At 64.9% G+C, this 26,368-nt stretch carries 21 protein-coding genes and 1 pseudogene; 14 read left to right on the top strand and 8 right to left on the bottom strand.

What is annotated here, in order from left to right:
• The first annotated feature begins 964 nt into the window (after positions 1–964).
• Entirely contained in the window at positions 965–1,342 is a 378-nt protein-coding gene (locus C484_RS16955) for a winged helix-turn-helix domain-containing protein (protein WP_006665454.1), read from the top strand.
• Positions 1,339–1,635, top strand: a complete 297-nt coding sequence (locus C484_RS16950) for a DUF7521 family protein (protein ID WP_006827117.1) — start codon at positions 1,339–1,341, stop codon at positions 1,633–1,635. The genes C484_RS16955 and C484_RS16950 overlap by 4 nt, the downstream gene beginning before the upstream one ends.
• A 73-nt stretch (positions 1,636–1,708) precedes the next feature.
• On the opposite strand, the gene C484_RS16945 is transcribed toward C484_RS16950, so the two are convergent.
• From C484_RS16945 to lipA, 5 genes are all read right to left on the bottom strand, one after another.
• On the bottom strand, positions 1,709–3,220 hold the full coding sequence (locus C484_RS16945) for a dihydrolipoyl dehydrogenase family protein (RefSeq protein ID WP_006827116.1): 1,512 nt from the start codon (positions 3,218–3,220) through the stop codon (positions 1,709–1,711).
• Between the two features lie 112 nt (positions 3,221–3,332).
• A complete protein-coding gene (locus C484_RS16940; protein ID WP_006827115.1) occupies positions 3,333–4,967 on the bottom strand; it encodes a 2-oxo acid dehydrogenase subunit E2 in 1,635 nt (544 codons plus the stop codon).
• 1 nt (position 4,968) lies between these two features.
• Entirely contained in the window at positions 4,969–5,973 is a 1,005-nt protein-coding gene (locus C484_RS16935) for an alpha-ketoacid dehydrogenase subunit beta (RefSeq protein WP_006827114.1), read from the bottom strand.
• Position 5,974: 1 nt separating this feature from the next.
• Positions 5,975–7,084, bottom strand: coding sequence for a pyruvate dehydrogenase (acetyl-transferring) E1 component subunit alpha (gene pdhA / locus C484_RS16930; RefSeq protein WP_006827113.1), 1,110 nt, complete (start codon positions 7,082–7,084; stop codon positions 5,975–5,977).
• A gap of 357 nt (positions 7,085–7,441) precedes the next feature.
• On the bottom strand, positions 7,442–8,452 hold the full coding sequence (lipA, locus tag C484_RS16925; protein ID WP_275040132.1) for a lipoyl synthase: 1,011 nt from the start codon (positions 8,450–8,452) through the stop codon (positions 7,442–7,444).
• Positions 8,453–8,583: 131 nt separating this feature from the next.
• Between lipA and C484_RS16920 the strand changes: the two genes are divergently transcribed.
• The 5 genes from C484_RS16920 (at position 8,584) to C484_RS16900 (ending at position 13,737) form a co-directional block, all read left to right on the top strand.
• Positions 8,584–8,703 (top strand): sodium:dicarboxylate symporter, encoded by a 120-nt coding sequence (locus tag C484_RS16920; RefSeq protein ID WP_239641002.1) that lies wholly within the window; start codon positions 8,584–8,586, stop codon positions 8,701–8,703.
• 110 nt (positions 8,704–8,813) lie between these two features.
• Entirely contained in the window at positions 8,814–9,329 is a 516-nt protein-coding gene (locus C484_RS16915; RefSeq protein ID WP_006827111.1) for a PH domain-containing protein, read from the top strand.
• A gap of 142 nt (positions 9,330–9,471) precedes the next feature.
• Positions 9,472–10,071, top strand: a complete 600-nt coding sequence (locus C484_RS16910) for a hypothetical protein (protein WP_006827110.1) — start codon at positions 9,472–9,474, stop codon at positions 10,069–10,071.
• A 95-nt stretch (positions 10,072–10,166) separates the two neighbouring features.
• A complete protein-coding gene (locus C484_RS16905; protein ID WP_006827109.1) occupies positions 10,167–12,524 on the top strand; it encodes a DEAD/DEAH box helicase in 2,358 nt (785 codons plus the stop codon).
• Between the two features lie 172 nt (positions 12,525–12,696).
• Positions 12,697–13,737: a poly-gamma-glutamate hydrolase family protein gene (locus C484_RS16900; RefSeq protein WP_006827108.1), complete on the top strand. Its 1,041-nt coding sequence runs from the start codon at positions 12,697–12,699 to the stop codon at positions 13,735–13,737.
• Here the strand turns inward: C484_RS16900 and C484_RS16895 are convergent.
• Both C484_RS16895 and C484_RS16890 read right to left on the bottom strand, forming a co-directional pair.
• Positions 13,734–14,432, bottom strand: coding sequence for an HAD family hydrolase (locus tag C484_RS16895; RefSeq protein ID WP_006827107.1), 699 nt, complete (start codon positions 14,430–14,432; stop codon positions 13,734–13,736). The genes C484_RS16900 and C484_RS16895 overlap by 4 nt on opposite strands.
• Before the next feature lie 62 nt (positions 14,433–14,494).
• Positions 14,495–15,091: a DJ-1/PfpI family protein gene (locus C484_RS16890; RefSeq protein ID WP_006827106.1), complete on the bottom strand. Its 597-nt coding sequence runs from the start codon at positions 15,089–15,091 to the stop codon at positions 14,495–14,497.
• Between the two features lie 226 nt (positions 15,092–15,317).
• On the opposite strand from C484_RS16890, the gene C484_RS16885 reads away from it, so the two are divergent.
• The 3 genes from C484_RS16885 to C484_RS16875 all read left to right on the top strand — a co-directional run bounded on the left by C484_RS16885 (position 15,318) and on the right by C484_RS16875 (position 18,688).
• Positions 15,318–16,094 (top strand): endonuclease NucS, encoded by a 777-nt coding sequence (locus tag C484_RS16885; RefSeq protein WP_006827105.1) that lies wholly within the window; start codon positions 15,318–15,320, stop codon positions 16,092–16,094.
• A 148-nt stretch (positions 16,095–16,242) separates the two neighbouring features.
• Positions 16,243–17,322, top strand: coding sequence for a tRNA-intron lyase (gene endA / locus C484_RS16880; RefSeq protein WP_006827104.1), 1,080 nt, complete (start codon positions 16,243–16,245; stop codon positions 17,320–17,322).
• Between the two features lie 178 nt (positions 17,323–17,500).
• Positions 17,501–18,688 carry a tubulin/FtsZ family protein gene (locus tag C484_RS16875; protein ID WP_006827103.1) on the top strand — a complete coding sequence of 396 codons (1,188 nt, stop codon included), beginning with the start codon at positions 17,501–17,503 and terminating at the stop codon, positions 18,686–18,688.
• 73 nt (positions 18,689–18,761) lie between these two features.
• Here the strand turns inward: C484_RS16875 and C484_RS16870 are convergent.
• Positions 18,762–19,322: pseudogene (locus C484_RS16870) on the bottom strand (AAA family ATPase); the annotation flags it as partial.
• A gap of 98 nt (positions 19,323–19,420) precedes the next feature.
• Here C484_RS16870 and C484_RS16865 point away from each other — a divergent pair.
• The 4 genes from C484_RS16865 (at position 19,421) to pheT (ending at position 26,368) form a co-directional block, all read left to right on the top strand.
• Positions 19,421–21,061 carry a tryptophan--tRNA ligase gene (locus tag C484_RS16865; protein ID WP_006827101.1) on the top strand — a complete coding sequence of 547 codons (1,641 nt, stop codon included), beginning with the start codon at positions 19,421–19,423 and terminating at the stop codon, positions 21,059–21,061.
• 127 nt (positions 21,062–21,188) lie between these two features.
• Positions 21,189–22,604 carry a hypothetical protein gene (locus tag C484_RS16860; RefSeq protein WP_006827100.1) on the top strand — a complete coding sequence of 472 codons (1,416 nt, stop codon included), beginning with the start codon at positions 21,189–21,191 and terminating at the stop codon, positions 22,602–22,604.
• 465 nt (positions 22,605–23,069) lie between these two features.
• Positions 23,070–24,602: a phenylalanine--tRNA ligase subunit alpha gene (gene pheS / locus C484_RS16855; protein WP_006827099.1), complete on the top strand. Its 1,533-nt coding sequence runs from the start codon at positions 23,070–23,072 to the stop codon at positions 24,600–24,602.
• Positions 24,602–26,368: a phenylalanine--tRNA ligase subunit beta gene (gene pheT, locus C484_RS16850; RefSeq protein ID WP_006827098.1), complete on the top strand. Its 1,767-nt coding sequence runs from the start codon at positions 24,602–24,604 to the stop codon at positions 26,366–26,368. Before pheS ends, pheT begins: the two co-directional genes overlap by 1 nt.

The following is a 26,368-nucleotide window of genomic DNA, read 5'->3' as shown; positions in this document are numbered from 1 at the left end:
CCATCACGCGTTCGTTGCGTCATATCCGAGTGCCCTGATACACTTAAGGGCATCGTCTCGCGGTGCGAGGCACCCCGAGACGAGACCCAGGTGCCAGCCGAGATGGCTGACGGGCAGGCAAGTGGATATGATGCCGACCTCCGTGCCGGGAAACGGCCAGAGGGGACGTGGCGGCGTGGGCCACGTCGTTCGCATTAATGACGAGGCGAGGGTACATATATAAGGNCCGGGAAACGGCCAGAGGGGACGTGGCGGCGTGGGCCACGTCGTTCGCATTAATGACGAGGCGAGGGTACATATATAAGGCCGTCGTCTTGCAGGCAGCCTGGGCCGTGTTGATCCTCCTCCCAAGGTAGAGAGTCACGATGACTGATTATCAGATGGTTTTTCCCCGTTTGAGTGGGCCAAAAGAAGAGTAGAAGGTATCAGACCGGCACTGGGGGTTTTATTACCAGTCGCTGAAGCACAACTGTAGAACTGTAGAAGCGAGTTGAAGCCACAGCTGGCTATTTTGAGAGCTATGGCTGCCTCGGTAGAGAAACGTCTCGTCTCGAGTTCAAGTCAGGGAGAGTTGAATATGAACGTGTTACGCGGGCGGAGGTCGGTCGGTCATCCCGCCCTCGTAGATCGGTCGGACCGGATGATACCCGCGTGGGGTGTGTTCGGAGGCGGGGGTGTAAGAAGGTTTGCAGTTGGTGGTTGTGATCGGTGTGACGTGGTTCCGGTGTGTTCTGGCGGGAGTGAAAGGGTGGCTGAAAAGGGGACGGTTACAGATTCGTACGAACTCGATCGGTAGTGGAGACGGAGTTGGTCTGGCAGTTGGGAACGATTCAATGTTTGCCGAGCGCCGCTCGGGATGATCGGCGACAACGGTCGAGAAAACCGCTGAAATCGAGGAATGAGACGATAAGCGGGGGAAACACATCGATGCGAATAAACGGCACGCGTTACAAGAAGGGAATGAATGGTCCGGGACCCGATCGGTTCGGAGTCGATGCCGTCTGCAGCGGAGATTTGCGCTGCACTCGACGACCCTGACTGCCGTGAGATTATCCGAAATCTCGAGGAACCGATGACGGCTTCTGAACTCACTGCCCGGTGTGAGATTCCCCAATCGACGCTCTACCGAAAACTCGAGTTACTAACGGAGTCAACGTTGCTCGAAGAGACGACGGAGATTCGCCGTGACGGCCACCACGCAAGCAAGTATGCCGTCGCGTTCGATGAGATCACATTAGGGTTAGACGAGGACCGGTCGCTATCGGTGCAGATCGACCGTCCAGCGCAGACGGCAGACGAACGGCTTGCAGAACTCTGGTCGGAGGTGCGAAAGGAGACATGAGTCTATACAACACTGGCGGAGCAGAGATCGCGCTTGCACTCGCAGTCGTCAAAACGCTCGTCCTCATCGTGGGAGGCATCATCACGTACTTCGCGTTCAAGGCGTATCGGCGGACGAGACAGCGAGCACTCGGGTATCTGGCGTTCGGATTCGGCCTCGTAACGCTCGGATTCGTACTGGCAGGGATGCTGTATGAAGTCCTCAGCGTCCATCTTATGACGGGGGTCTTGCTCGAGAGTCTGCTCGTACTCGCAGGCTTTCTCGTGATTGCGTATTCACTGTACGTACAGTGAAGAATATCGAGAGTGAGACCGAGTTCAGGCCCCGGAGAATGGAGCGGCCAGAAACTGATTTCGAGAAGAGTGCTTATCGGTTTAGTGTGTGAATTGCGTGTCCAAGCGCGTTCTCAGCGGCTTCCATCACTGATTCCGAGAGTGTCGGATGTGTGTGCACCGTCGAGGCGACATCCTCAAGGGTAGCCCCGAGTTCGATTGCGAGTCCGAGTTCGGCGACGAGTTCGGACGCTTCGGGGCCGACGATGCTGGCACCGAGGACGTAGCCCTCGCCTTCCTCGGCGACGATTTTGACGAAGCCGTCGCTCTCACCGGTCGTGAGCGCGCGGCCGCTGGCTCGGAAGGGGAACGTGCCGACGACGGTGTCGAAGCCGGCGTCCTCCGCGTCCGTCTCGGTCATGCCGACGGTGGCGATTTCGGGGTCGGTGAAGACGACGGCGGGCATCGCCTGGTAATCGATCGCCGACGGCTCGCCGGCGATGACCTCGGCGGCGACTTCGCCCTCCATGCTGCCCTTGTGGGCGAGCATCGGTTCGCCGGCAACATCGCCGACGGCGTAGATGTGGTCGACGGACGTGCGTGCGCGCGAATCGGTTTCGATGAAGCCGTTGTCGTCAATGTCGACGCCGGCCGCGTCGAGGTCGAGCGTATCCGAGACGGGGCGACGGCCGACGGCGACGAGGACTTTCTCGGCGTCGAGTTCGAGCGATGCTGGCTCCTCGTTTTCGTCCTCGTCCTCAGACTCGACTTCGGTTTCGCCGGCTGCAGCGCCACCGTCTGCCGCAACATCGGTTCCGTCGACGGGATCTGCGATGACGCGAATGCCGGATCCGTCCTCATGTTCGGACCACTCTGCGGCCGTGTAGCCGAACTCGAACTCGATGCCGAGGTCGTCCGCACGTTGTTTGACGGGGCGTTTGAGGTCGTCATCGTAGCCCGGGAGCATCTCGTCGAGCATTTCGATGACCGTCACGTCCGTGCCGAGTTTGGCGAAGACGCTCGCGAGTTCCATACCGATGTAGCCGGCACCGACGACGACAAGCGAGTCGGGGACGGAGTCAAGCGAGAGGGCTTGGCGCGAGTTCAAGACTGGCTCGTCGCCGTAGGAGAAGTTGGGGATCTCGATTGGGCTCGACCCGGTCGCGACGATCGCGTGTTCGAACTCGAGGGTTTCCGAGCCCTGGCCGTCGCCGTCGTGGGAGATGCGGACGGTGTTTTCGTCGGTGAAGGTAGCGGTGCCTTCCATCAGGTTGACGCCGTTTGCCTTACAGAGCTTTTCGACGCCGCCGGTAAGCTGGTCGACGACATCGTCTTTCCAGCTGACCATCCCCGAGAGATCGATCGCGGGATCGGCGTGGATACCCATCTGCTCGGCGTTGCGGGCGTCGTGGGCGATGTCGGTGGCCGTGATCAGGGCTTTCGATGGGATACAGCCGTAGTTCAGGCAGGTGCCGCCGTAGGCGTCTTTCTCGACGAGCGTGACGTCGAGGTCGAGCTGGCCGGCTCGAATGGCGGCGACGTAGCCGGCGGGCCCGGCACCGATGACGAGGACATCGGTCCCGGTGGTAACGTCTCCGACGACCATCAGTTGGTACCTCCGTTCGGAGTTGCACTCGAGTTCTCGGGAGTCGATCGTACCGTGTGCGTGCGCATGTGCATAGGTAGGGTGGGTAGTGTCTAACGTTTAGGGGTGGTGGTCACTCGAGCAGGAGCAAGTCCGGATTCTCGAGGTATTCCATCACCGTGTTCGTAAACCGTGCGCCGTCGGCACCGTCGATCAGTCGGTGGTCGAACGACACCGAGAGGGTTAGCACGGACCGCGGCTCGATCGACTCGTCGCCGTGCTCGTCGGTGACGACGCGGGGCTTGCGCTTGATCTCGCCGATGGCGAGGATGCCCGATTCGGGGTAGTTCAGAATCGGGGTCGCGTACTCGCCGCCGATACCGCCGATATTCGTGATCGTGAACGTCGACCCGCGGAGTTCGTCCGGGCTGATCGAGCGGTCGCGAGCGCGCGCTATGAGTTCGTTCATTTCGGAGGACAGTTGGAGCAGTCCCTTCCCGTCGGCGTCGTCGACGACCGGTACCATCAGCCCGACGTCGGTCGCCGTCGCAACGCCGATGTTGTAGTAGTTGCGGTGGACGATCTCCTCGTTTGCCTCGTCGATGACCGCGTTCATCTCGGGGTGTTGCTTGAGCGCCGCGACGACGGCTTTCATGATGAACGGCATGTAGGTCAGCCGGATACCGCGGTCCTCGGCGCGGGGTTTGAGCCGTTCGCGGGCCTCGACGAGTTCGGTGACGTCGACCTCGTCGTGGTGGGTGACGTGGGGGGCCGAGAACTTCGATTCGACCATCGCATCGGCGATGGTCTTGCGGACGCCGCGGAACGGTTCACGGCGTTCACGTTGGCCCTCGGCGAACTCGCCTGCCGTCTCGCCGGCTTCGAGCGCCGACGCGTCGGCTTCCTGAGCCTGGCGCTGAGCGTCGGCGTATTCCTGAACCGCTTCGGGCGTGACGAACGCCTCGCCGTCTCGCTCCTCGGTGGCGGGGACGGCGTCAAGGTCAACGCCTTCTTCCCGGGCGATCCGACGGGTCGCGGGAGCGGCGAGCGTGCGGTCGCGGTCCGCAGCGTCGACCTGCGCCGGGGGCTGCGTTTGTGTCGCGGTGGCGGTCTGGCCACTCGATCCGGCTGCCGTCTCCGTTCCAGAACTCGAGTCTGCTGCCGGCGCTCCCTCGGTCGCGTCGGCCGTCGTCTCCGCAGCAGTGCCCTCGTCGGCACCCACATCCGCTTGTGCCGTCTCACTCGGTGCAGTACCCGCAGCGGCCTGCACGTCGGCAGCAGTGATCCGTCCGCCCGGACCGCTGCCTTGGACCTGCGAGAGGTCGATTCCCTCGTCGCGGGCCATACGTCGCACTCGCGGGGGCGCGAAAATCCGATCGTCGAGCGTCTCTGCCGACTCGGTGTCTTCACCGGCACCGATCGCGCCGGGATCGCCCGCGGGTTCGGTGCCGCTGTCGCTGTCGGTTTCCGCCGCACTGTCGGGCGTTTCAGCCGCTTCCTCCGCTGTGGCATCGGTCGCTCCGTCCTCGCCGTCCACGTCGAACGTGACGAACACGTCTCCGACCGGAATCACGTCGCCCTCTTCGAAGTGCAACTCGCGGACCGTCCCGTTGACCGGGGCAGGGACCTCGACGAGCGCCTTGTCCGTCTCGACCTCCGCGACCGGCTGGTCCTCGCTGACCGTCTCCCCCGGCTCGACGAGCCACGAGACGAGTTCACCTTCGGCGACGCCCTCGCCGACGTCGGGGAGTTCGAACTCGCGGACCATGTTAGAACCCCACCGCGTCCCGGATGCCCGACTCGATACGGGCCGCCTCGGGCAGGTAGTAGTCTTCGAGCGCGTACAGCGGGAACGGGGTGTCGAAGCCGGTGATGCGCTCGACCGGTGCCTCCTGGTAGACCAGTGCCTCCTCCTGAATCGTCGCGGTGATCTCCGCGCCGAGACCGCCGGTCTGTGGCGCTTCGTGGACGACCGCTGCCCGACCGGTTTTCTTGAAGGAGTCGACGATCGCGTCCTCATCGAGCGGGGAGAGCGTACGCAGGTCGACGACCTCGACGTCGATCTCGCCTTCGAGGTTCTCCGCGGCTTCGATCGTCGGACGCGTCATCGCGCCCCACGTGAAGACGGAGATGTCGGACCCCTCTCGGCGGACCGCAGCCTCGCCGAGGGGGACCTCGTAGGAGTCCGCGGGGACCTCCTCGCGGAAGGCTCGGTAGATGAGCTTCGGCTCGAGGAAGACCACCGGATCTGGCGAGCGGATCGCACTCGTCAGCAGCCCCTTCGTGTCGTACGGCGTCGAGGGGACGACGACCTTGAGCCCGGGCTGGTGGACGAACATCGACTCCGAGGACTCGGAGTGGTGTTCGGGGGCGCGGATGCCGCCGCCGTAGGGCGCGCGAAGCACCATCGGGCACGTAAACCGACCGCGCGAGCGCGTTCGCAGCCGCGCCGCGTGCGAGACGATCTGATCGAATCCAGGGTAGATGAAGCCGAGGAACTGAATTTCGGGCACCGGACGCATTCCGTAGGCGGCCATGCCGACCGCCGTGCCGATGATTCCCGATTCCGCGAGCGGGGTATCGATGACGCGGTCGCCGCCGAACTCGTCGTATAACCCCTCCGTGGCCCGGAAGACGCCGCCGTTTTGGCCGACGTCCTCGCCCATGACGACGACGTCCTCGTCGCGCGTCATCTCGCTCTGGAGTCCGTCGCGGACCGCCTGTACCAGCGTGAGGTTGTCGGATTCTGATTGTGGTTGTGATTCTGCAGCCATGTTATCCCTCCAGCAGCGCGTCGTCGCCGTGTTCCTCGCGAATCGATTCGAACCACTCGAGTTGCTCCTGCAGTCGCTTTGGCATGCCCTCGTAGACGTGCGCGAAGATCTCGGCTGGGTCAGGCCGTTCGACGGATTCCGCGGCGTCAATGGCATCTGCGACGTCGCTTTCGATTCGCGATTCGATCGCATCGACGCGTTCGTCGTCGAGCATCCCGTTGTTCCGCAGGAACGTCTCGAGACGCGGAATTGGGTCCTTTTGCTTCCAGCGTTCGACTTCGTCATCGTCGCGGTAGACCGAGGGGTCGTCGGCGGTCGTGTGTGCGCCGAAGCGGTACTGGACGGCCTCGATCAGGGTCGGCCGGAGTTCGTCGTCGTCCGGGTTCTTCGCTTTCTCGACGGCGTCTCGCGTGACCTTGTACACCGCGAGCGGGTCCATCCCGTCGACCTGCACGCCTTCGAAACCGTAGGCGGTCGCCTTCTGGGCTAACGTGGTGCTCGCGGTCTGACGCTCGCGCGGCACGGAGATGGCCCACTGGTTGTTGTTACAGAAGAAGACGTTCGGCGTATCGAAGACGCCGGCGAAGTTGAGCCCTTCGTGGAAGTCGCCTTCGGAGGTCGCGCCGTCGCCGAAGTAACAGAGAAAGGCCTTCTCCTCGTTCTGCAGTTGCGAGGCCCAGGCGGCCCCCGTCGCGTGCGGGATCTGGGTCGCGATCGGAACGGCGACGGTGAAGATGTTTGTGTCCTCAGGGATGTGATTGCCCTTCTCGTGGCCCATCCAGTACAGCAGGGTATGTTCCAACGAGAGGCCACGAACCAGCCCGACGCCGTGTTCGCGGTAGCTGGGGAAGACCCAATCGTCCGTATCCAGCGCGTGCGCGCTACCGACTTGTGCGGCTTCCTGTCCCGACAGCGGCGGATACGTTCCCATCCGTCCCTGTCGCTGCAGGCTCACCGCGCGTTCGTCGAAGTGCCGAACCAGCCGCATCTGTTCGTACATCTCGACGAGTTCAGCCTCGGAGAGGTCGGGGACCTCGGCGTCGTTCAGGACGCGGCCGGTGTCGTCGAGGATCTGTACTCTTTCTCGGGGGTCGCGTTGTATCGTGCTCACGGAGATACCCACCTGCGCATGCTCTAGTGAATTATCGCTCCTGTTAAAGGATTTTCGTAAATAGTTTACTGTCAGTGGAATTCTTGCCATCGTGAGCGAAGGACCGGGGAGAATCACGTCAAGAATACCGCGATCGTTTACCTTGATTATTATTTTTAGAATAGCCTCGGAAAGAGCGACGGCTTTCGCCAGAACAGTGGACGGTTGGGCAGCAAACTACCCGGAAACGGCGGTACAATCGACGGTGACTCGGCGCAGCGAGTCGGGAGCGGCCGGCGAAAAACGGTATCGGTGCGAGACGGACGGAGCGAACGGAGCAGCACTGAACGCGATCGAAACGCGATCGGTTCCGAGCGCTTACTCGGTCGCCGAGACGGGTGAATCGACGCGCCGAGCGTTCCTGCGGGCCTCCTCGACGCTCTTGCCCGCTCGGAGGACGGCGTCGACGAATAACTCGCCCGCTTTGTACGACGAGCGGACCATCGGACCGCTGGCGCAGTAGAGATATCCAAGTTCTTCTTCTGCGACCTGCCGCCACGTCTCGTACTTGTGCGGATGGTCGTAGCGCTCGACGTCCAGGTGGTTCCGCGAGGGCTGGAGGTACTGCCCGAGGGTGACGATGTCGACGCCGCGCTCGCGACAGTCCGCGAGGGTCTGGTAGACCTCGTGGTCGTACTCGCCGTGACCGAGCATGATCGACGTTTTCGTGTAAATATCGGACTCGCGGTCGACCTGCTCCAGCACGGAGAGGGACTGTTCGTAGCCGGCGCGGCGGTCGCGCACGGGAAACTGGAGGCGGTCGACGGTTTCGACGTTGTGCGCGATCACGTCTGGATCGGCATCGATGATCTTCCGCACGAGTTCGGGCTCGCCCCGAAAGTCGGGGATCAACACCTCGACGAGGATGCCGGGGTGGCGGTCCGTGATCTCGCGGATGGTGTCGGCGAAGTGACCCGCGCCCTGATCGGGGAGGTCGTCCCGGTCGACGGACGTGAGGACGACGTAGTCGAGGCCGATTTCGGCGATGGCGTCGGCGACGTTCGCGGGTTCGTCGGGGTCGAGTGGCTCCATGCCGCCGGTGGTCACGTCACAAAAATTACACGCTCGCGAGCAGCGATCGCCCATGAGCATGAACGTGGCCGTGCCGCCCTCACCCTCGCCCGTTCCGGCCCCGCCGGACCAACACTCCCCGAGATTCGGGCAGTTCGCTTCCTCGCAGACCGTGTGCAGGTCCCGCTCGCGGAGCGTCTCCCGGATATCGGTGAACTCCCGCCCCGACGGGGGCCGCATCTTGAGCCAGTCGGGCTTTCGTGCGCTGCGCATACCGGACCGTCGGCGCGCGAGGTGAAAAACCGTGGTGGTTCTCACGATCTGACGGCCCTCCCGCACTCGCGGTCGGACACGCGCTCCCCCTCTGGAAACGCAGGTGCTGAACGCGTGACCGTCGACGCTCGCGACCGCCTGAACTCGTGAAACTCCGTTAAAATATGTGGGGACAGATGACCAACATTTCGGGTGATCTCGCCGTCACGACGGTCGTCGGCCGCTGGAACGACGCGGTCGAGTTCAGCGCCGGCGTTTGGAACGGTGAGTCGCCGACCGAACGCGCCGACGGATAGATACCGCCCGGTTCGTGGTCCTGCAACGCGAACCGAAGCAGCGAGCGAGCCGCCACTATTTAGGCATTCTCACGCCACCTTTACGGCCACGAACCGAATAACGGCGAGCAATGGGGTTGGGTTCGACTCCCAAGTGGTTTCACATTAGCGACGACGAGGACATCATCTGGGAGAGTCGGCCGCATCCGATTTCGATGGGGACCAGGATGCCGATCGGAATCGGGGTCGCACTCGTCGGCGTCTTGCTCGCCACCTGGAGTGCGACCGGTGGTATCGACACGCTGACGCTACTCGGCGTTGCAGTCGCCCTCGTTGGCGCAGCGATTTCGCTCGTGCGCTATCTCGCCTGGACGAACACCCGCTATGTGATCACCTCCGGCGAACTGTACAAGAAACACGGCGTCATCTCCCGGAACGTCACCCAGTTTCGCCTCGAACGCGTCCAGAACACCAGTCTTCGCCAGACGATGCTCGGCCGCGTCCTCGGGTACGGCGACTTGACCGTCTACACGGCCGGCTCCGGCGACCCCGAACTGACCTTCGAGCGCGTTCCCCAACCCGAACACGCCTCCAGTCTGCTCAGCGACGAACTCGAGGAGACCGCGCGCAACGAGCCGGCTGTGTAGCCGTGTGAATCGCGATCCGGACTACCGAGGCTCACACCGTCGATTGTGCCACCCTGAACGTAGCGACCACCTGGTCCAGCAATACACCGCGATACACCGCGATACACAAAGCATATTACGCGGACGATGGTCGCCCCAGCCGATGGCACAACGGTCACTGTCGGCAACGGGACGGTCGGTATCGCGCGCCACACGCGTTGCGGCGAGTGCAGGTGTCGGCGTCCTCGCTGCCGCGGTCGGCTACCTCGTCACCTACCTGCTGGTCGTCGACGAGGTTCGCGAGGCCTTCGGCGACAGCGTCGCCGACTGGATGGGCGTCGCCTGGTACTACTACAACGCCCACTTCGTCGAAATCGAGGCCTACGGGGAGGTTGGCGGCTTCAGTCGCACCGACACCGTCGACCTGATCGCCCAGTCCGAGACCACGAGTTCAGTAGCCGCGTACGCGATCCCGCCGCTCGTCCTCGTCGCCGTCGGGGCGATACTGGCGTCGCAGTTCGACGCACGAAATCTCGGCGAAGCGGTTCTGGTCGGCGCACCGGTCACGATCGGCTACGCCGTCGTGATGGGGCTGGGCGCGATCATCGCCGAGTCGAGCACGGAGGCCTCGTTCTTCGGCATCGACGCCGCGGAATCGATGGCTCCAGAACTCCTGCCCGCGGTCGTCCTCGGCGGCGTGCTCTATCCGGTCGTGTTCGCCACCGCCGGGGCGGTCGCGGCGGCCCTGATCCGGTCGCAGTAATCGGCCGCCGTCTCGAATCGGTTGCCCGCAGTGGTCAGCCCGCTGGCACGCACCGAAGGAAACGCCTTTCACCACCCGCTTCCCGTTTTTGCCTGATGGAGGTCGCCGAGGTTCTTCCCGAGTTCGCCGACGCCTTCGCCTTTACCGAGTTCAACCGCATGCAACGCGAGGCCCTGCCCGCGTTGCTCGAATCCGAGACCAACGTCGTCGCCAGCGCGCCGACCGCCTCGGGCAAAACCGCGCTCGCCGAACTCGCGATCTGCAAGGCGCTCGCCGACGACGGGACCGCGCTCTTTATCGCGCCGCTACGGGCGCTGACCAACGAGAAGGAAGACGACTGGGACCGCTTCGAGGAACTCGGCTACTCGGTCTACGTCGTCACGGGCGAGCGCGAACTGAACTCGCGGCGCGCCCGCCACGCGGACATTCTCGTGATGACGCCCGAGAAACTCGACTCGGCGACCCGCAAACACGACTCCAGACGGTACGACTTCGTCACGGACATCGACGTCTGCGTCATCGACGAGGTCCACCTGTTGGACGCCGATCGACGGGGATCCGTCCTCGAAGTCACGATCTCCCGCCTGCGTCGGCTCTGTGACCCGCGCGTCGTCGCGCTCTCGGCAACCATGCCGAACGTCTCCGACGTGGCAGCCTGGCTCGATGCGCCCGATGAGACAACCTTCGAGTTCGGCGAGGAGTACCGTCCGGTCGAACTCAACGCCGGCGTCAAGACCTACACGCACGGCGAGAACTCCTTCGCGGACAAGTACCGGCGGCTGTACCGGGCGCTCGATTTGGCGGAGCCGCACCTCCGGGAGGACGGCCAGGCGCTCGTGTTCGTCTCCTCCCGGCAGGATACCGTTCGGGCGGCCGAGAAGGCCCGCGACGAAATCGCCGAACGCGACGTACCGATGGGCGCGCGCGGGGACTACGATTTTCATACGGAGTCGAAGGAACTCGACAACGACACGCTCCGCAACTCCGTCCTCGACGGCGTCGCCTTCCACCACGCGGGTCTCTCGAAGAACGACCGCGACCTCGTCGAGGAGTGGTTCAAAGAGGGCATCGTCGAACTGCTCTTTTCGACCTCGACGCTGGCCTGGGGGGTGAACCTGCCCGCCCGCTGCGTCGTGATTCGGGACACGAAACTCCACGATCCCCTGGAAGGCGAGGTCGACATGAGCCCGCTCGACGTGCTCCAGATGCTCGGGCGCGCGGGCCGGCCGGGCTACGACGACGTGGGCTACGGCTGGGTCGTCTGCGACGGCGCGGAGGCCGACAAGTACCGCCGCCTCCTGCGAAACGGCAAGGAGATCGAATCGCGCCTCGCTGAGAGCCTGCAGACGCACCTGAACGCCGAGATCGCGATGGGAACCATCACCGACTTGGAGGACGTGATGGACTGGCTCGAAACGACCTTCTACTACGTCCGCGGCCAGTCCCGCCCCGAGGACTACGACTTTCCGAACCTCAGACAGCGCGTCCGGGACTGCCTCGAAGAACTCGTCGACCGCGGCTTCGTCGAAACCGGCGAGGATCTCTCGATCGAAGCGACCCCTCGCGGGGTGCTCGCCTCGAAGTACTACCTTCGGCTCCCGACCGCCGCCGCCTTCGCTGAACTCTGTGACCGCGCGGCCGACGGTCCGGGAACACTCGAGATGGACGATATTTTGACGGCCGTTGCGACCGCCGACGAGTTCGACTCGGTGTCGGCCCGCCAGGACGAACGCGACGCGATCGACGCGGTCCTCGTCGGGACCGACGCCGGCGACCTCGAAGCCGGGCAGCGGAAGGTACTCGCAATCTTGCGCAGTTCCGCAAGCGGGACGACGCCGGCGGAGTTGCGAAGCGACGCCTGGGTCATCCAGCGGAACGCGACGCGACTCGTCTCCGCGCTTGGGGCGTTTCTCGACCGGTTCGTCGGGCCGCACGCGGCGAATCTCGCGCGCCGAACCGAAGCCCGCATCGAGAACGGCGTCGCCGAGGACGCGATCGGGCTGACGGCCATCGACGGCGTCGCGGCCGGGCGAGCGAGTAAACTCGCGAAAGAAGGTGTGTCGACCCCTGGGGACGTTCTCGACGCCGATATCGACGGCATCGTCGGTGCCGGACTCGGTGACGGTGTCGCCGAGCGGATCTACGAGGGCGCACAGTCGCTCCCCTCGGTCGAGTTCAGTTGGGGCGCGTTCCCCGAGTCGATCGAGGCGGGTGAGAACGAGGTCTGCGAGGTGACGGTTCGCAACGTCGGCGAGCCGGCGCGGGCGGGCATCCGCGTCACGGTCAATGGCGTCGAGATGACCGCCACTAGCACCTATCTCCGCGACACCGAGACCGTCCCGGTCGGCGTCTTCGGTGCCGACGCAGATGAACTCGAGTTCACGGTGAGCGTGGCCTTCCCCGAGGAGCCGCTGGTTCCGGTCGAGGGGACGCGGACCGTCCGCGTTCGGTGACGGGAGCCGAATCGAGGGAGAGCCCCAATTTCGCTCTCACGGTGGTACTCGAGCGAGGAGACGCTGTGAGGGAACTCGGGGGGCAAGCCCAACTTCGCCGATCGGTTTGTATCTGGCCGAACGTGTTAGTATTCAGGAATCAATTTTATCCCGGTCCTTCTGGCAAACGTGAATGAATGTGAAACGTGACCTGTCCCCACGAACGCTACTGACAGCCATCGGCAGCGAGGCGATAGCCTGGGCGGGGGAACCGTCGTCGACGACGGCCGACGGACACGAGATCATCGATTTTGACCACGAAACGACCGCCCACCGCGAGCGCCTCGCACTCGCAGTGCAGACGCGCGACGAACTCGGCCTCGAGAACGGCGACCAGGTGCGAATCGAGTGCGGCGACTGCAACGGCGGTACCGAAGACGGAATCGCCACGATCGGCGTCGGACTGGCGGAGCGACGCGGCGACGTCGTCGGCTTCGAGGAGGCCACGGCCGAGCGGCTGGCGTTCATCGACGACGGCGGGTCAATGGACGACATCGTCGGCGCGGCGGCGTCGATCGAACCGTACGGTCCACACCCCGAGTACGAGACCCGGCAGGACGCGCTCGATCACACCGAGTACGTCGAAGTCCTCGAAGACGATGGGACAGCCGCTGAACTCGCCGTGACCGCACCCCACGGGACGTATCTCGAGTACAATACCGAGAAACAGGCCGATCGGGTCTACGAACGGACCACCGCCGAAGCCGTCGAGTGGACCTGCGTCGGCTACAGCGACGAGTTGGGTGCGTTCGACCGCTGGCACATCATGTCCGCGGATATCAGCCCGCGGTCGTTTCCCGAACTCGACCGAATCGCCGACCGCGGGTTCGACCACGCGGTGAGTTTTCATGGCTTCAGTGGCTGGGACTGTTTCGACGAGGATATCGTGATCGGTGGCGGTGCCCCCGAGCAACTGAAGCGAGACCTCGAAGCCGAGATCGAATCCCGCACCGAGTTCGCGGTCCTCGTCACGGGCATCGACGGCGACGAAGCGACCGATCACGACTGCGAGCAGGAGCCGTTTCCCGGGACCAGCACCGCTAATTTCGTCAACTGGCTCACAGCGGACGATTCCAGTGGCCTTCAGGTCGAACAGTCGCCCGCCGTTCGAGAGGACGGGAACTGGGAAGTGATCGCCGACGCCGTCGTCGATGTCTACGAGCGAACGATCTAGCGGGTGTCGTCCGCGGTGAACGCCAGGACGGTCCGACAGAGCGCCGCCGGCGTCTCGACCACCACGTCCGCCCCCGACCGGTCGATGTCGCCGTGGGCGTCGATCCGGTAGGCGATCACGGCCGTGCCGGCCCGCTCCGCCGCCTCGATGCCGTTCGCCGAATCCTCGACGACGGCACACCTGGCGGGCGGAACGCCGACTTCGTCCGCAGCGTACTCGAACACGTCCGGAGCCGGTTTGCTCGCCGCGTCGATGTCGTCGGCGCTGATAACGTGGTCGAACGAGTCGCCGAGTTCGAATCGGTCCGTGACCCAGCCGATCCACTCGTGGGGCGACGAGGAGACGATCGCCGTCTCGATCCCGCGTGCATCGAGTTCGGCGAGCAAGTCGTGCAGCCCGTCGAGCAGCTCGACCCGTTCCGTGTAGAGCTCTTCCGCGGCCAGGGCGAACCGCTCGACGAACGCCTCGCGCGTGATCGCCGTTCCGTATGTCGAGTCGAGATAGTCGTAGATCTCTCGGTAGTTCATGCCGCTGACTTCGGCGACATCGACGTTTTCATCGGGAACCGCCGCGGGGAGTATCTCCTCCTCCTGGAAGGTTACCCAGTAGTCCTCGCTGTTAACGAGGACGCCGTCCATATCGAATAACACTGCGTCGACACTCACGTCCGTCGTGACAGCCGTCGCTTCGTCCATGTATCTCGGGCTACCCGACGGTCCCGTATAGCCGTTTGGCTCGCAGCCGTTTTCGTCGCGAGTTATCCGAAAACGTCGCCGCGGCGCTCGTGGGCCATTTTGGTTGCGACCTCGTCCGCAACGGACGCGCTGAACTCGCGCTCGACGAGCCAGAGGCCGAGGTCGATCCCCGAGGTGACGCCGCCGGCGGTGAGCACGTCGCCGTCGTCGACCACGCGCTCGTCGACCACGTTCGCGGCGGTCGCCTCGAGATCGTCGACCGCGACGCGGTGCGTGGTCGCGGGTCGGCCCTCGAGGAGCCCCGCTTCGGCGAGGATCATCGCCCCGGTACAGACCGAGGCAACGGTTGCGCCGTTCGTGTAGGCCTCGTCGACCGCGTCCGGCAACGCGCCGCCCTCGACGGCCGCGCGGACGCCCTCGTTCGCGCTCGTCCACCCGCCGCCAGGGACGATTAGCAAGTCCGGCTTGCCGAGCGTCCCGTCGGGTTCGACCCGCAGGTCGTGACTGGCCGTCACGAGGTCGGTTTCTTCGAGGGTCACGAGTTCCGTGTCGACCGACGCGCCGGCGTGGGCGGCGTTCTCGAGCACCTCGTACGGACCGATCGCATCGAGTTCATCGAAGCCGTCGAACAGGACGATTTCGGCGGTAACGTTGACCATGTGCAACCGGTCACTGTCGCGGAAGAAACGTGTTGTGCCGGCCATCGACGTGCAGAACGGGCGCGGATCCGATCATCTTTTCTTCCGACAGGTTCTGAGGTGACCTATGACGGACCGCTCGCAGCAAGCGCGCGTCGCCGCGTTCATCGACCGCCACGACCTCGAGATATCTGACTAACACGTCCGTCGACCGCGAGTTTAAATAGGAATCCGCATCAGCCAGCCTATGATCGACGACGCGATTCGCGTGCTCGCCGGCGACTGTACCGTGATCGCCGAGGCCGACGACCGATCGGAGTACCGCGGCCGGGTAACGACGATCGTCAAACCCGACAACACCGTCCTCGTCCACGACATCGACGGCTACCAGCCCGTCGCCTGGCTCACCCGCGCCGACAGCGTCTCCAGCGACCGCGCGGGCGACTTCACGCTCGTCGCGAAAAAGGACACCCAGACCCTGCGAATCGCAGCCCACGAGCAGGACGGCTTCGCTCACTACCCGGCATCTGCGGCCGGGACGCCCGTCGGAACATGCCAAAACGAGGACTGCGCCGGTGAACTCGTCCGTTCGAAGGGCGTCCACTGCGTCGACTGCGGAACGCGCTACGGTATCCCGACCGACGCGACGATCAAGGACGACCAATCGTACTGCGACTGCGGGCTGCCGCGGATGCGCGTCGAGCGCGGCCTCGCGTTCGATGTCTGTCTCGATCGCAACTGCGAATCGCTCGATGAGGCCGTCCGAGAGGCCTTCGATCGCGAATGGGACTGTCCGGAGTCAAACTGCGACGGCGACCTTCGCATCCTCCGGCGCGGCGGACTCATCGCCGGTTGTGAGCACTATCCCGAGTGCGACACCGGCTTCGCGATGCCCGCGGGCGTCGTCGACGGGGAGTGTGACTGTGGCCTTCCGACGTTCGAAACGCACGGCGGGACGCGGTGTCTCGATGCGACGTGTGACCGAGCGGTCGCCCGACACGTCGAGGCTGCAAGCGACGACTGATACGGTCGGTTGTAACTGATTACCGATGATCGTTGTATCGGGCGAGCGATCACCGGTAAGAAACAACAACCAACCGTATGACCGGTACCGGGCAATAGACACAGCGTCGATCCACACGCACTTAACGCACCACAGACAACCACTGCGTATGTCATTGGAGGGGCGATTCGACGCCGAGACGGACGTCGTCCGCGTCGGCAACGACGCGCGCCAGCGCTATCACGACTCGCGCGGCTACGGCTATCCACTCGAGGGCAACGAGATCGCTCTCGCGCCCGTCGAGGCGGCCCACTTGCTCTACCGCGGTGATCTCGACGCCGTCGTCGACGATGCGACCGGCGACCGACTCGACTTTCAAGCGTTTGCCAACCGTGAACCCGGTACCGACTTCGGTGTCCGATTTCTCGTCTACGCGGATCTTCGCGAACGCGGGTTCTACCTTTCACCGGCCGCCGAGCCGTGGGTCGACGACCCGCCAGGAGGAGCGGTCGACTTCGCCGTCTTCCCCCGCGGCAAGGGCCCCGGCGACGGCGAAATTGCCTACGCACTCCGAATCATCGGCGAACGAACCGACATCCCCGCGAGTTCACTCGCGGACGGCGTGCTCGCAGTCGTCGACGAAGAAAGTGAGATCACGTACTTCGAGGTGACGGGGAGCGAACCGACGGGGAGCACGGCGACCACGCTCCCGAGCGGGGTCGACGCAACGTTGCTCGCGGATCGCGTCGTCCTCTGGGAGCCGCCGATCGACCTCTACGAGAATGCGTTCTACGGCCAGCCGCTGGAAGGGCGGGAGTACGAGCGGCCGACGCTGCAGTGTTCGCTCCTCGAAGCGGCCTACCTTGCCAGACGGGACGTGATCGACCTCGAGTTCGGTGCGGTTCGGGAGCGGGGACGCGAGGTCGAGGGGGAACGATTCGACCGCCGATTGCGCGTCTACACCGAACTGCGCGAGCGTGAAATCGTCCCCAAGACGGGCTACAAGTTCGGGGCTGACTTTCGGACGTACGCCGAGGTTGAGTCGGTTGCTGAACTCGGACACTCGGAGTTACTGGTACGGGTTCATCCCGCGGAGGCGGTCTTCGAGCCCCGCGATCTGGCACTCGACGTGCGGCTGGCCCACGGGGTGCGAAAGACGATGGTGTTTGCGCTTGTCGAGCGGGGCGACGGAGCGACACCTGCGGAGACTGATATCGAGTGGTGGTCGATCGAGCGGTTAACACCGTAGTCCAGAGTCCAGAGTCCGTAATCCGTAGTCTGGAGTCTGGCCACGCAAACTCCGGACGGCAGCCACTCCAAAGGTGGTCGTTCTGTCCGTCCACTTAGTTGCCGGACACTACCGCGACGTGACAATAGAACCGACACAAACGGAACCATGAAAGTCCCACCAGCCGATAGGGGTAGCCATGCAACTCGAGGTGATCGGGGTCGGCGGCGCAGGATGTCGGGTCGCCGAGGCGATCCGGACGGCAGAAACCGCGTCCCAACCGTTTCTCTGTGACGTCTTCGCGTTCGATACCGACACGCAGGCGCTTGCTGAACTCGAATCCGTTCCCGATGACCACCGCCACCGATACGGTGCGGGCATCGATACCGGCCTCAACGGGAACCTTCAGCGCGGCGAGACCCTCGGCGAAGAACACGTCGACGAACTCAGCCGCAAACTCGACGCCGGCCAGCCCTCGGCCGCGGACGCGTTCCTCGTCGTCGTCGGTCTCGGCGGCGCGACCGGTGGCGGGACTGCACCCGAACTCGTCGCAAATCTGCAGACACTGTACGACGTACCGGTATATGTTCTCGGGACGCTCCCGGCCGACCGCGAGCGCTCACCCGACGGTGATCCGTCAGTACCGACCGACGACACTCGTCCGTCAGGCGCGGATGCGGATGGCGCGACGCGACCGCTCGCCGCGGCGAACGCGACGCAGACGCTCTCTCGACTCGACGGCCTCGCGAACGCCGTGCTCTGTTTCGACAACGAGTCGTGGCTTCGGACCGGGGAGGTCATGGTTGACGGGCGTGCTCGCCTCAACCGGGAGCTTGCAGCCCGCATCGAAGCGCTGTTCGGTGCGACAGCACAGCCGGCCGACGAGCGTGCAGCGAGCGCCGAGACCGTCATCGACGCGAACGACATCCGCCGCATTCTGGGCACCGAGACGGCGCTCGTCACGCTCGGCTACGGCACACAGCGAATCGAGTCCAGCAGCGAATCCGGCTCCGTACTGGGGCTCGAACTCGATTTGGGCCTCGGTCTCTTCGGCTCGGACTCGACAGTCGAAACGAGTGCCGCCGTCAGCGCCGTCGAAACCACGGTCGGCAAAGCGATCCAGGGGAAACTCACGCTCGAGTGCGAGCGCACGAACACCGACCGGGCGCTGCTCGTCGTCGGCGGGCCGCCCGAGTGGCTCAATCGGACGGCAGTCGCAGACGGTCGACGCCGGCTCGAGTCGGCGACGGAATCGACGCAGACGCTCGGCGGTGACGCACCGCGACCGGACAGCGAGGCCGTCTTCGCGCTCGCAGTGCTAGCCGGCATCGGACCCGTCGACCGAATCGAGCAGTTGCAAGCAGCGGCGCGCCAGTCCAAGCAGTGACAGCGCAGTACCCCGCCGATCACAATAACTACGTATTCTGTCAGTACTCTACGGCGGAAAACAACCGTTCAGTAAGTGTTCCCGCCCGATCCGAGTAGCCGATGGCGGTCTTGATCGTAAAGCGATCGCGCTGCGCTTCGGGCAACTCGAAGGTCCCTTCCTGTTCGACTGGGTTCTGCGTCGCGATGACCAGGAACGGGTCCGGCAGGTCGCGCGTCGTCCCGTCGACGGTGACCTGGCCCTCGTCCATCGCTTCGAGGAGGGCAGCCTGGGTCTTCGGCGGCGCGCGGTTGATCTCGTCTGCGAGCACCACGTTCGCAAACACCGGCCCGTGGGTGAACTCGAACCCGCCGGTGTGTTCGTTGAAGATGTGCGAGCCGGTGATGTCGCTCGGCAGCAGATCCGGGGTGAACTGGATGCGGGAGAACTCGAGCCCGAGCGCCCGGGCGAACGCCAGTGCCGTCAGCGTCTTCCCGGTACCGGGTACGTCTTCGAGGAGGACGTGGCCGCGGGCGAGCGTCGCGGTGAGCACCTGCTCGAGGAACTCGCGGTCGGTGATCACCGCGTCGCCGATCCGCGAGAGGACTTCGGTGCAGGTCTCGCTCGTCGCGACAGCCGAAACGTCGTCTGCCATCGGTTGGCGTTGTCGTGGGCGTCACATGAAGATACTGGCAGGCGGCGGACGGCAGAGAAGCGAAGGCTTTTGCGCGCCGGCGCGCCAAAACGGTGGTAATGACCGGAGACGACCCACGCGAGGAGCCCAGGGAGTTCGAGGACGAGGCGTCCGAGACTGCGGCCGACGCTGTCGCTGCCGACGATGAGGGGGCGACACCCCTTCGAGCGGACGGCGGTGCCGCGGGTGCCGACGACGTCGCACTGGACCCGTGGGGCTCCTCGACCGTCTCCGACTATCGCAAACTGTTCGACGAGTTCGGCATCGAGGAGTTCGACGACGTTCTGGACGAGGTCCCGCATCCGCACTACCTGATGCGCCGAGGTGTCATCTTCGGCCAGCGCGATTACCGGTCGGTCGTCCGCGCGCTGCAAAACGACGAACCGGCGGCTGTCCTCTCGGGCTTCATGCCCACCGGCGACCCGCACATCGGTCACAAACTCGTCTTCGACGAGATCATCTGGCACCAACAGCAGGGTGCAGAAGCCCACGCGCTGATCGCCGACCTCGAAGCCAACGCCGCTCGCGGTCTCTCCTGGGAAGAAATCGACGAACACGCCCGGAGTTACCTGCTCTCCCTGCTCGCGCTCGGCTTCGATCCCAAGGAAGGCGACCTCTACCGCCAGTCGGAAAACCGCGAGGTCCAGGACCTGGCCTTCGACCTCGGGGCTGAGGCCAACTTCTCCGAGTTCCAGGCGATCTACGGCTTCGATGGCGAGACCGACGTCTCGCACATGCAGTCGGTCGTCACCCAGATGGCCGACATCCTCTACCCGCAGTTGGACGAGCCGAAGCCGACCGTGATCCCCGTCGGCCCCGACCAGGACCCCCACGTCCGCCTGGCCCGCGACCTCGCCGAACGGATGCGCTTTTTCAAGGTCTCCAAGGCCTACGCCAGCTTCGAACTCGAGGCCGACGAGCGCGAACTGGTCGCCGAGTTCTCCGAGCGCCTCGACCCGGCCGACTTCGACGACGAGCAGCTCCGGTGCGTCCACGTCGCCGACACCTTAGAGCAAACGCCGCTCGCCGACCTCGGGGTCGGCGCGAGCACGCTCGAGTCAGTATTGACGAAGCTGAACGAGGGCGGAATGGAGCCGCTTCGCCCGCGAACCCGCTTCTCCGACCGACGGGCGACCGAGGACGCCTTCGACGCGCTCATCGACGCCGTCGAGGGCGAAAAGCGCGTCTACGAAAACCACGTCGACGCCTTCGAGATCGACCGCGCCGAGGCGGAGGAACTCGCACGGGAGATCGAGGTCGAGAACGGCGGCTACGGCTTCCAGCCGCCGTCGTCGATCTACCACCGCTTCATGACCGGGCTGACGGGCGGGAAGATGTCCTCCTCGATTCCGGCCTCCCACATCTCCCTGCTCGACGACCCCGAGGACGGCTACGATAAGGTCAAATCGGCAACGACCGGCGGCCGCGAAACTGCCGAGGAGCAACGCGAGAAGGGCGGCAAGGCCGACGAGTGTCCGGTCTACGAACTGTACGCCTACCTGCTCGCCGGCGACGACGACGAGTTCGCAAAGCGCGTCTACGACGAGTGCGTTGGCGGCGAGCGCCTCTGTGGAGACTGCAAGGAACAGGCTGCCCAGTTGATGAAGGAGTTCCTCGAAGAGCACCAGGAGAAACGCGCGGAGGTCGAGGAGTTGCTCGAGGAGGCGGACATCGAACTCGAGTCGCCGCGTCGGCGGTAGTACTCCCGACCCCACCGCAGTCGAAGAGTCGGCTGTGACGGCAGCGGTACGTTTCTCCCCGCGTCGGCATTGTGTTTTGGCGTCTGACGAAGTTATATAAGGCCGTTCGTGAAAGCACCGACAACGGATGCCCTCCTCTCGTCCTCCCGATCCCCCCGAGGATGCTGACGACCTCCTCAGTTGTGCAGCTATCCTCGGCTCCTTCGGCGTCACGGCGGCCGATATCCGGACGCGGCGACACGACGGCGGCGTCAACAGTGGACCCGACGACCTCGCAACCGCCCTCGCCGACGAACTCGCGGCCGGCCGGGATCGGACGGCCGTCCTCCGCCGGACGATCGCCGGGAGCGAGCGCGGACTCAGTTGCGCCGCACGCTACGCCCAGGATGCGCTCGATCGAGAACTGACAGCCGTCTTCGACGCTATCGGCTGGTCGTTTCGGTGCGAACGGATCGCCGCAGCGCTGCGCTCGGACGACCGGCTCCACCTGCAGGCGTCCGACTACCAGGGCCGAGAGCGGGAGACGACCGTCGAGTATCCCGACACGCCGCTTGGCACCGACAATTTGCCGGCGATCCTGCAAGCGATCAACGCCTCACTGCTCGCCGGAACCGACGCTCGATTCGTCCTGCTCTCCGCCGGCGTCGATCGCTGGCGGGCCGCGCTGGTTGAAGAAACCGAACTCGCTCGCCTGCGCGAACGGTACGGCCCGCGAATCGACGCCATCGGAACGCCGCTCCTCCCCGAGCACGAACTCGGGGCGTACGTCCCCGACGAGTCGGCAGCCCACTCGAGTGCAACACCGGGCGACGGCGCTGCCCCGTGGCCCGACTGGGCCGCCGATCGCGAGCGCGACGGGACGCGGACGGCAGGTGACGAGTTCAACTCGCTGATCGAGGAGGCAGAAGCCGAGGCGACAGCGGCCCCGGAGCGCGAGAGCAAGAGCGACTTCGAACTCCGCGGCTCACCGAGCGTCTCGCGGGTGGCCGGGGCTGGCACCGACGAGACCAGCGAAATCGGACCCGGAACCGACGCCGACACAGCCGGAACCGATGCCAACGCCGACACAGCCGGACCCGGCACCGACCCGCGTTCGCAAACTGAACTCGAGGAGTTCGACGGAGCGTCAGCCACGGTATCGTCCTCGGCATCGCCCTCGGTCTCAGCATCGTCCGGGACGGACGCGTCAGCATCCAATGGGACGGCCGCCGACGAGTTCGGCTCGCTCTCGGGTTCGAGTACGACGACGCGGGTTGCAAACGATTCCTTCGGGGGCGATGTCGAGTGGGAGACCGAAACCGACCGGTATCGCGCGCTGGGTGCGGCCCTCGGTGCCGGCGGGAACGTCTCCGTTCGCGGACTGCTCGAGGACGAAGAGTTCCTGCCGGAGCTGCCGGAAACAGAGCGCTCGGAGACGCGCATCGAGTTCGGCGACGCGTTCGATCCGGCAGCGGTTTCGCGGGCGAAGGCGGCGGCCGAGCAGTCGGGGTTCGTCTGGGTCGAATCGGGGTCGCTGGAGACGACGCGCGTGTCGAACTCGTAGCCGGCGAGTCCGCAACGGGGTCGCGTTCGAGACCGCTGCAAGAGTCCGTTCGAGTCCACTGGCCGAGGAGTCGTTCGAACGCGGGTGAGCCGGCGCAGGATCTGTTGCGGGCAGTGTCACCGTCCCGCAACGCTTTTGCCCCAGCCAGAGTATCGAACGCATATGGCACCCGAATTCCCGACTCGTGCCAGCGTCGTGAGTCAGCCACAGCAGCTGCGCTCGGGATTCGGGTTCGTTTTTGCGCGCTGAGAGTGAGAGGATCCGGTGAACCCGCGGTGATCCACATCGGGTCGTCGCGGTGAAACCGGTCACAGGACGCCGATGAGCGGCCGTTGCCGCAGTGGAATCGGTACGGAACGGTCGCGAGAGGGTCGTCACACCCACCGTCGTTCACTGCACTCGCTACCGCCATCGATTCGAGTCGGAACCGCTAACTGACCACCACGCAGCCATCTACACAAGCGAATGCAACTTCCAGCAGCACAGGTCGCGGTCCTACAGGCCGCGAACGCGGACGACGCAACGTCCGTCGACGCCATCGCCGAGGCGACCGACCTCCCCCCCGAGACCGTCACCGGCGCGGTCTTCGAACTCGAAGACGAGGGACTGGTCGCCGTCGCGGAACGCGTCGACGAAACGATCACGCTCACCGACGAGGGAGCCGAATACGCAGCCGGCGACCTTCCCGAGATCCGCCTCTACGAGGCCGCGCTCGAGGCGGGAGCCGACGACGACCCCGTCTCGATGGGACAGGTCATCGGCGCGGCCGAACTCGACGGCAACCAGGTCGACATCGCGCTCTCGAACTACGCGCGCAAGGGCTACGGACAGATCGACAGCGGCGAGATCACCGCGGATCCCGACGCCGACCCGAACGCCGACGCGGAGGCGAACGCCCTGTCGGCGCTCGAAGACGACGGTGACGGCGACAGTGAACTCGCCGCCGACGAGTTCAGCACGGAGATCCGCGACCAACTCGAACGACGCGGATTGCTCGAACTCGCCGAGACGACGACCCGCGAGGTCACGCTGACCGACGACGGCGTCACGGAGCTGATGGCGGGCCTCGAGACGGCCGAGACGGTCGGCCAGGTCACGCCCGAACTCCTCACCGGCGGCGAGTGGGAGGACGTCGAGTTCGCCGAGTACAACGTTGAGGCCGACGCCGAGCAGTTCGAGGGCGGCCGAGTGCACATCCTGCGCCAGACGGCAGACCGCGTGAAGGACGTGCTCGTCGGCATGGGCTTTCAGGAGATGGAAGGCCCGCACGTCGACGCGGACTTCTGGATCAACGACAGCCTGTTCATGCCCCAGGACCACCCCGCCCGCACGCACTGGGACCGGTTCGCCCTGGAGCAGCCGACCCACATCGACGAGTTGCCGGCCGAACTCGTCGAGCGCGTCGAGCGCGCCCACAGGGACGGCGTCGGCGAGGACGGCGAGGGCTATCACTCGCCCTGGGACGAGGACTTCGCCCGGGCGCTCGCGCTCCGCGGGCACACGACCTCGCTGTCGACGCGCTATCTGTCCGGCAGGGAAATCGGCGAGATCGAACCGCCGGCGCGCTTCTTCAGCGTCGAGAAGGTGTACCGCAACGACACGCTCGACCCGACCCACTTGCTCGAGTTCTTCCAGATCGAGGGCTGGGTGATGGCCGAGGACCTCTCGGTCCGGGATCTGATGGGCACCTTCGAGGAGTTCTACGCCCAGTTCGGCATCGAAGACATCCAGTTCAAACCCCACTACAACCCCTACACCGAGCCGTCGTTCGAACTGTTCGGGACTCACCCGACGACCGGCGAGTTGGTCGAAATCGGGAACTCGGGTATCTTCCGCGAGGAGATGTTAGAACCCCTCGGCGTGGAGTGCGACGTGATGGCCTGGGGACTGGCCTTAGAGCGCCTGCTCATGCTGATGTACGGCTTCGAGGACATCCGGGACATCCACGGGACGCTGTGTGACCTGGAACTGCTTCGCGAGACGGAGGTGACCTACTGATGCCAACGGTCGATATCGACCCCGACGAACTGCGCGAACTGACCGGCCACGACGAGAAATCCGACGACGAACTGCAGGCGGACCTGTTCGGCCTCGGACTCGAGTTCGAGGGACGCACCGAAGACGGCGCGTTCGAACTCGAGTTCGCGCCGGATCGGCTCGACCGCCTGTCGGTCGAAGGCGTCGCCCGCTCGATGCGTTACCAGTACGGTGACGCCCGCGGTGTGCACGTTCCCGCGACGAACTCGGCGGAGTGGACCATTCGCGTCGACGAGTCGGTGCCGGACGAGCGGCCGTACGTGACGGGCGCGGTGATCCGCGACATCGATCTCGACGAGGAGAGCCTCGACTCGCTGATCCAGCTCCAGGAGAAACTACACGCGACGATGGGCCGAAAGCGCGCGAAGGGCGCGATCGGGATTCACGATCTGACGATGCTCCGCGGAAGCCCGGCGACGGAAGGCAACCCGACCATCGAGTACGTCGGCATCGACCCCGACGGGGACCGCTTCGTGCCGCTCGACTCGGACGCCGAACTGACGCCTGCCGAGGTGCTCGAAGAACACGACACGGGCCGGACCTATGCGAATCTCGTCAGCGAGTACGAGCGCTACCCGGCGATCTACGACGACATCGGGCTGTTCTCGTTCCCGCCGGTGATCAACGGCCGGCGAACGGAGGTCACGACGGACTCTCGCGACCTGTTCGTCGAGATGACCGGCACCGACCAGTGGACGATCGACAAGATGCTGAACATCGTCTGCTACGCGCTCGCGGCCCGCGGCGCGACGCTCGAGGACGTCGTCGTCGAGTACGAAGACGGCGAGTCGGCGAACGCGGACTCGAATGGAGGTCGGACGCAGTCCAGCGGCCGTGAACTCGTCCGCCCGGATCTCTCGACGCGGACGAAGACCGTCCCCCACAGCCGCATCGAGACCATCCTCGGAATCGACCTCGATCCGGACGAGGTCATCGACCTGGCCGAGCGGTCGGGACTCGACGCGGCGAAGGAAGAAGGAGATAACGACGGCGAACTCGTCTACGAGTTCACCGTTCCGCCCTACCGGGTCGACGTGCTCCACCCGCTCGACATCATCGACGACCTCGGGCGAGCCTACGGCTTCAACGAACTCGAGCCGAAGTACCCCGACGTAGGGACCGTCGGCGGTCGCCACGAACGCTCCCGGCTCGAAGACGCGACGCGCACCCAACTCGTCGGCCTCGGGTTCGAGGATCTGCTGAACTTCCACATGATCAGCGAGGCGGAGAACTACGATCGCCTCGATCTCGACCCCGATGCAGGCGTCTACGGGGCCGGCGAGCCCGCGACGATCAAGGAACCCTACAGCGAGGACTTCACGATGTTGCGGACGTGGGTCACGCCCTCGCTGCTGATGGTGTTAGAGCGAAACACCCACCGCGCGTATCCCCAGCACCTCGCGGAAATCGGCTTTACCGCCACCGTCGACGAGACCGAGAACATCGGCGTCGACGAACGCCGTCACGTCGGGGCCGTTCTCGCGAACCACGACGCCGGCTACGAGGATGCCAAGGCGCGACTGCAAGCGCTGGCCCGTCGGTTCGACGTTGAACTCGAGACGCCGCCGACGGAACACCCCACCTTCATTTCGGGTCGAACGGCAGCCGTCGTCATCGACGACGAGGTGGTGGGCGTGATCGGGGAGGTTCATCCGAAAATCCTCGTCGAACACGATCTCGAGGTGCCGGTCGCGGCGTTCGAGTTCGATCTCGCGGCCCTGCAGTAA

The sequence above is a fragment of the Natrialba taiwanensis DSM 12281 genome (assembly GCF_000337595.1).
Taxonomy (GTDB): domain Archaea; phylum Halobacteriota; class Halobacteria; order Halobacteriales; family Natrialbaceae; genus Natrialba; species Natrialba taiwanensis.
The sequence above is the reverse complement of the archived record's forward strand: the minus strand, read 5'-3'. Positions and strand labels throughout refer to the sequence as shown.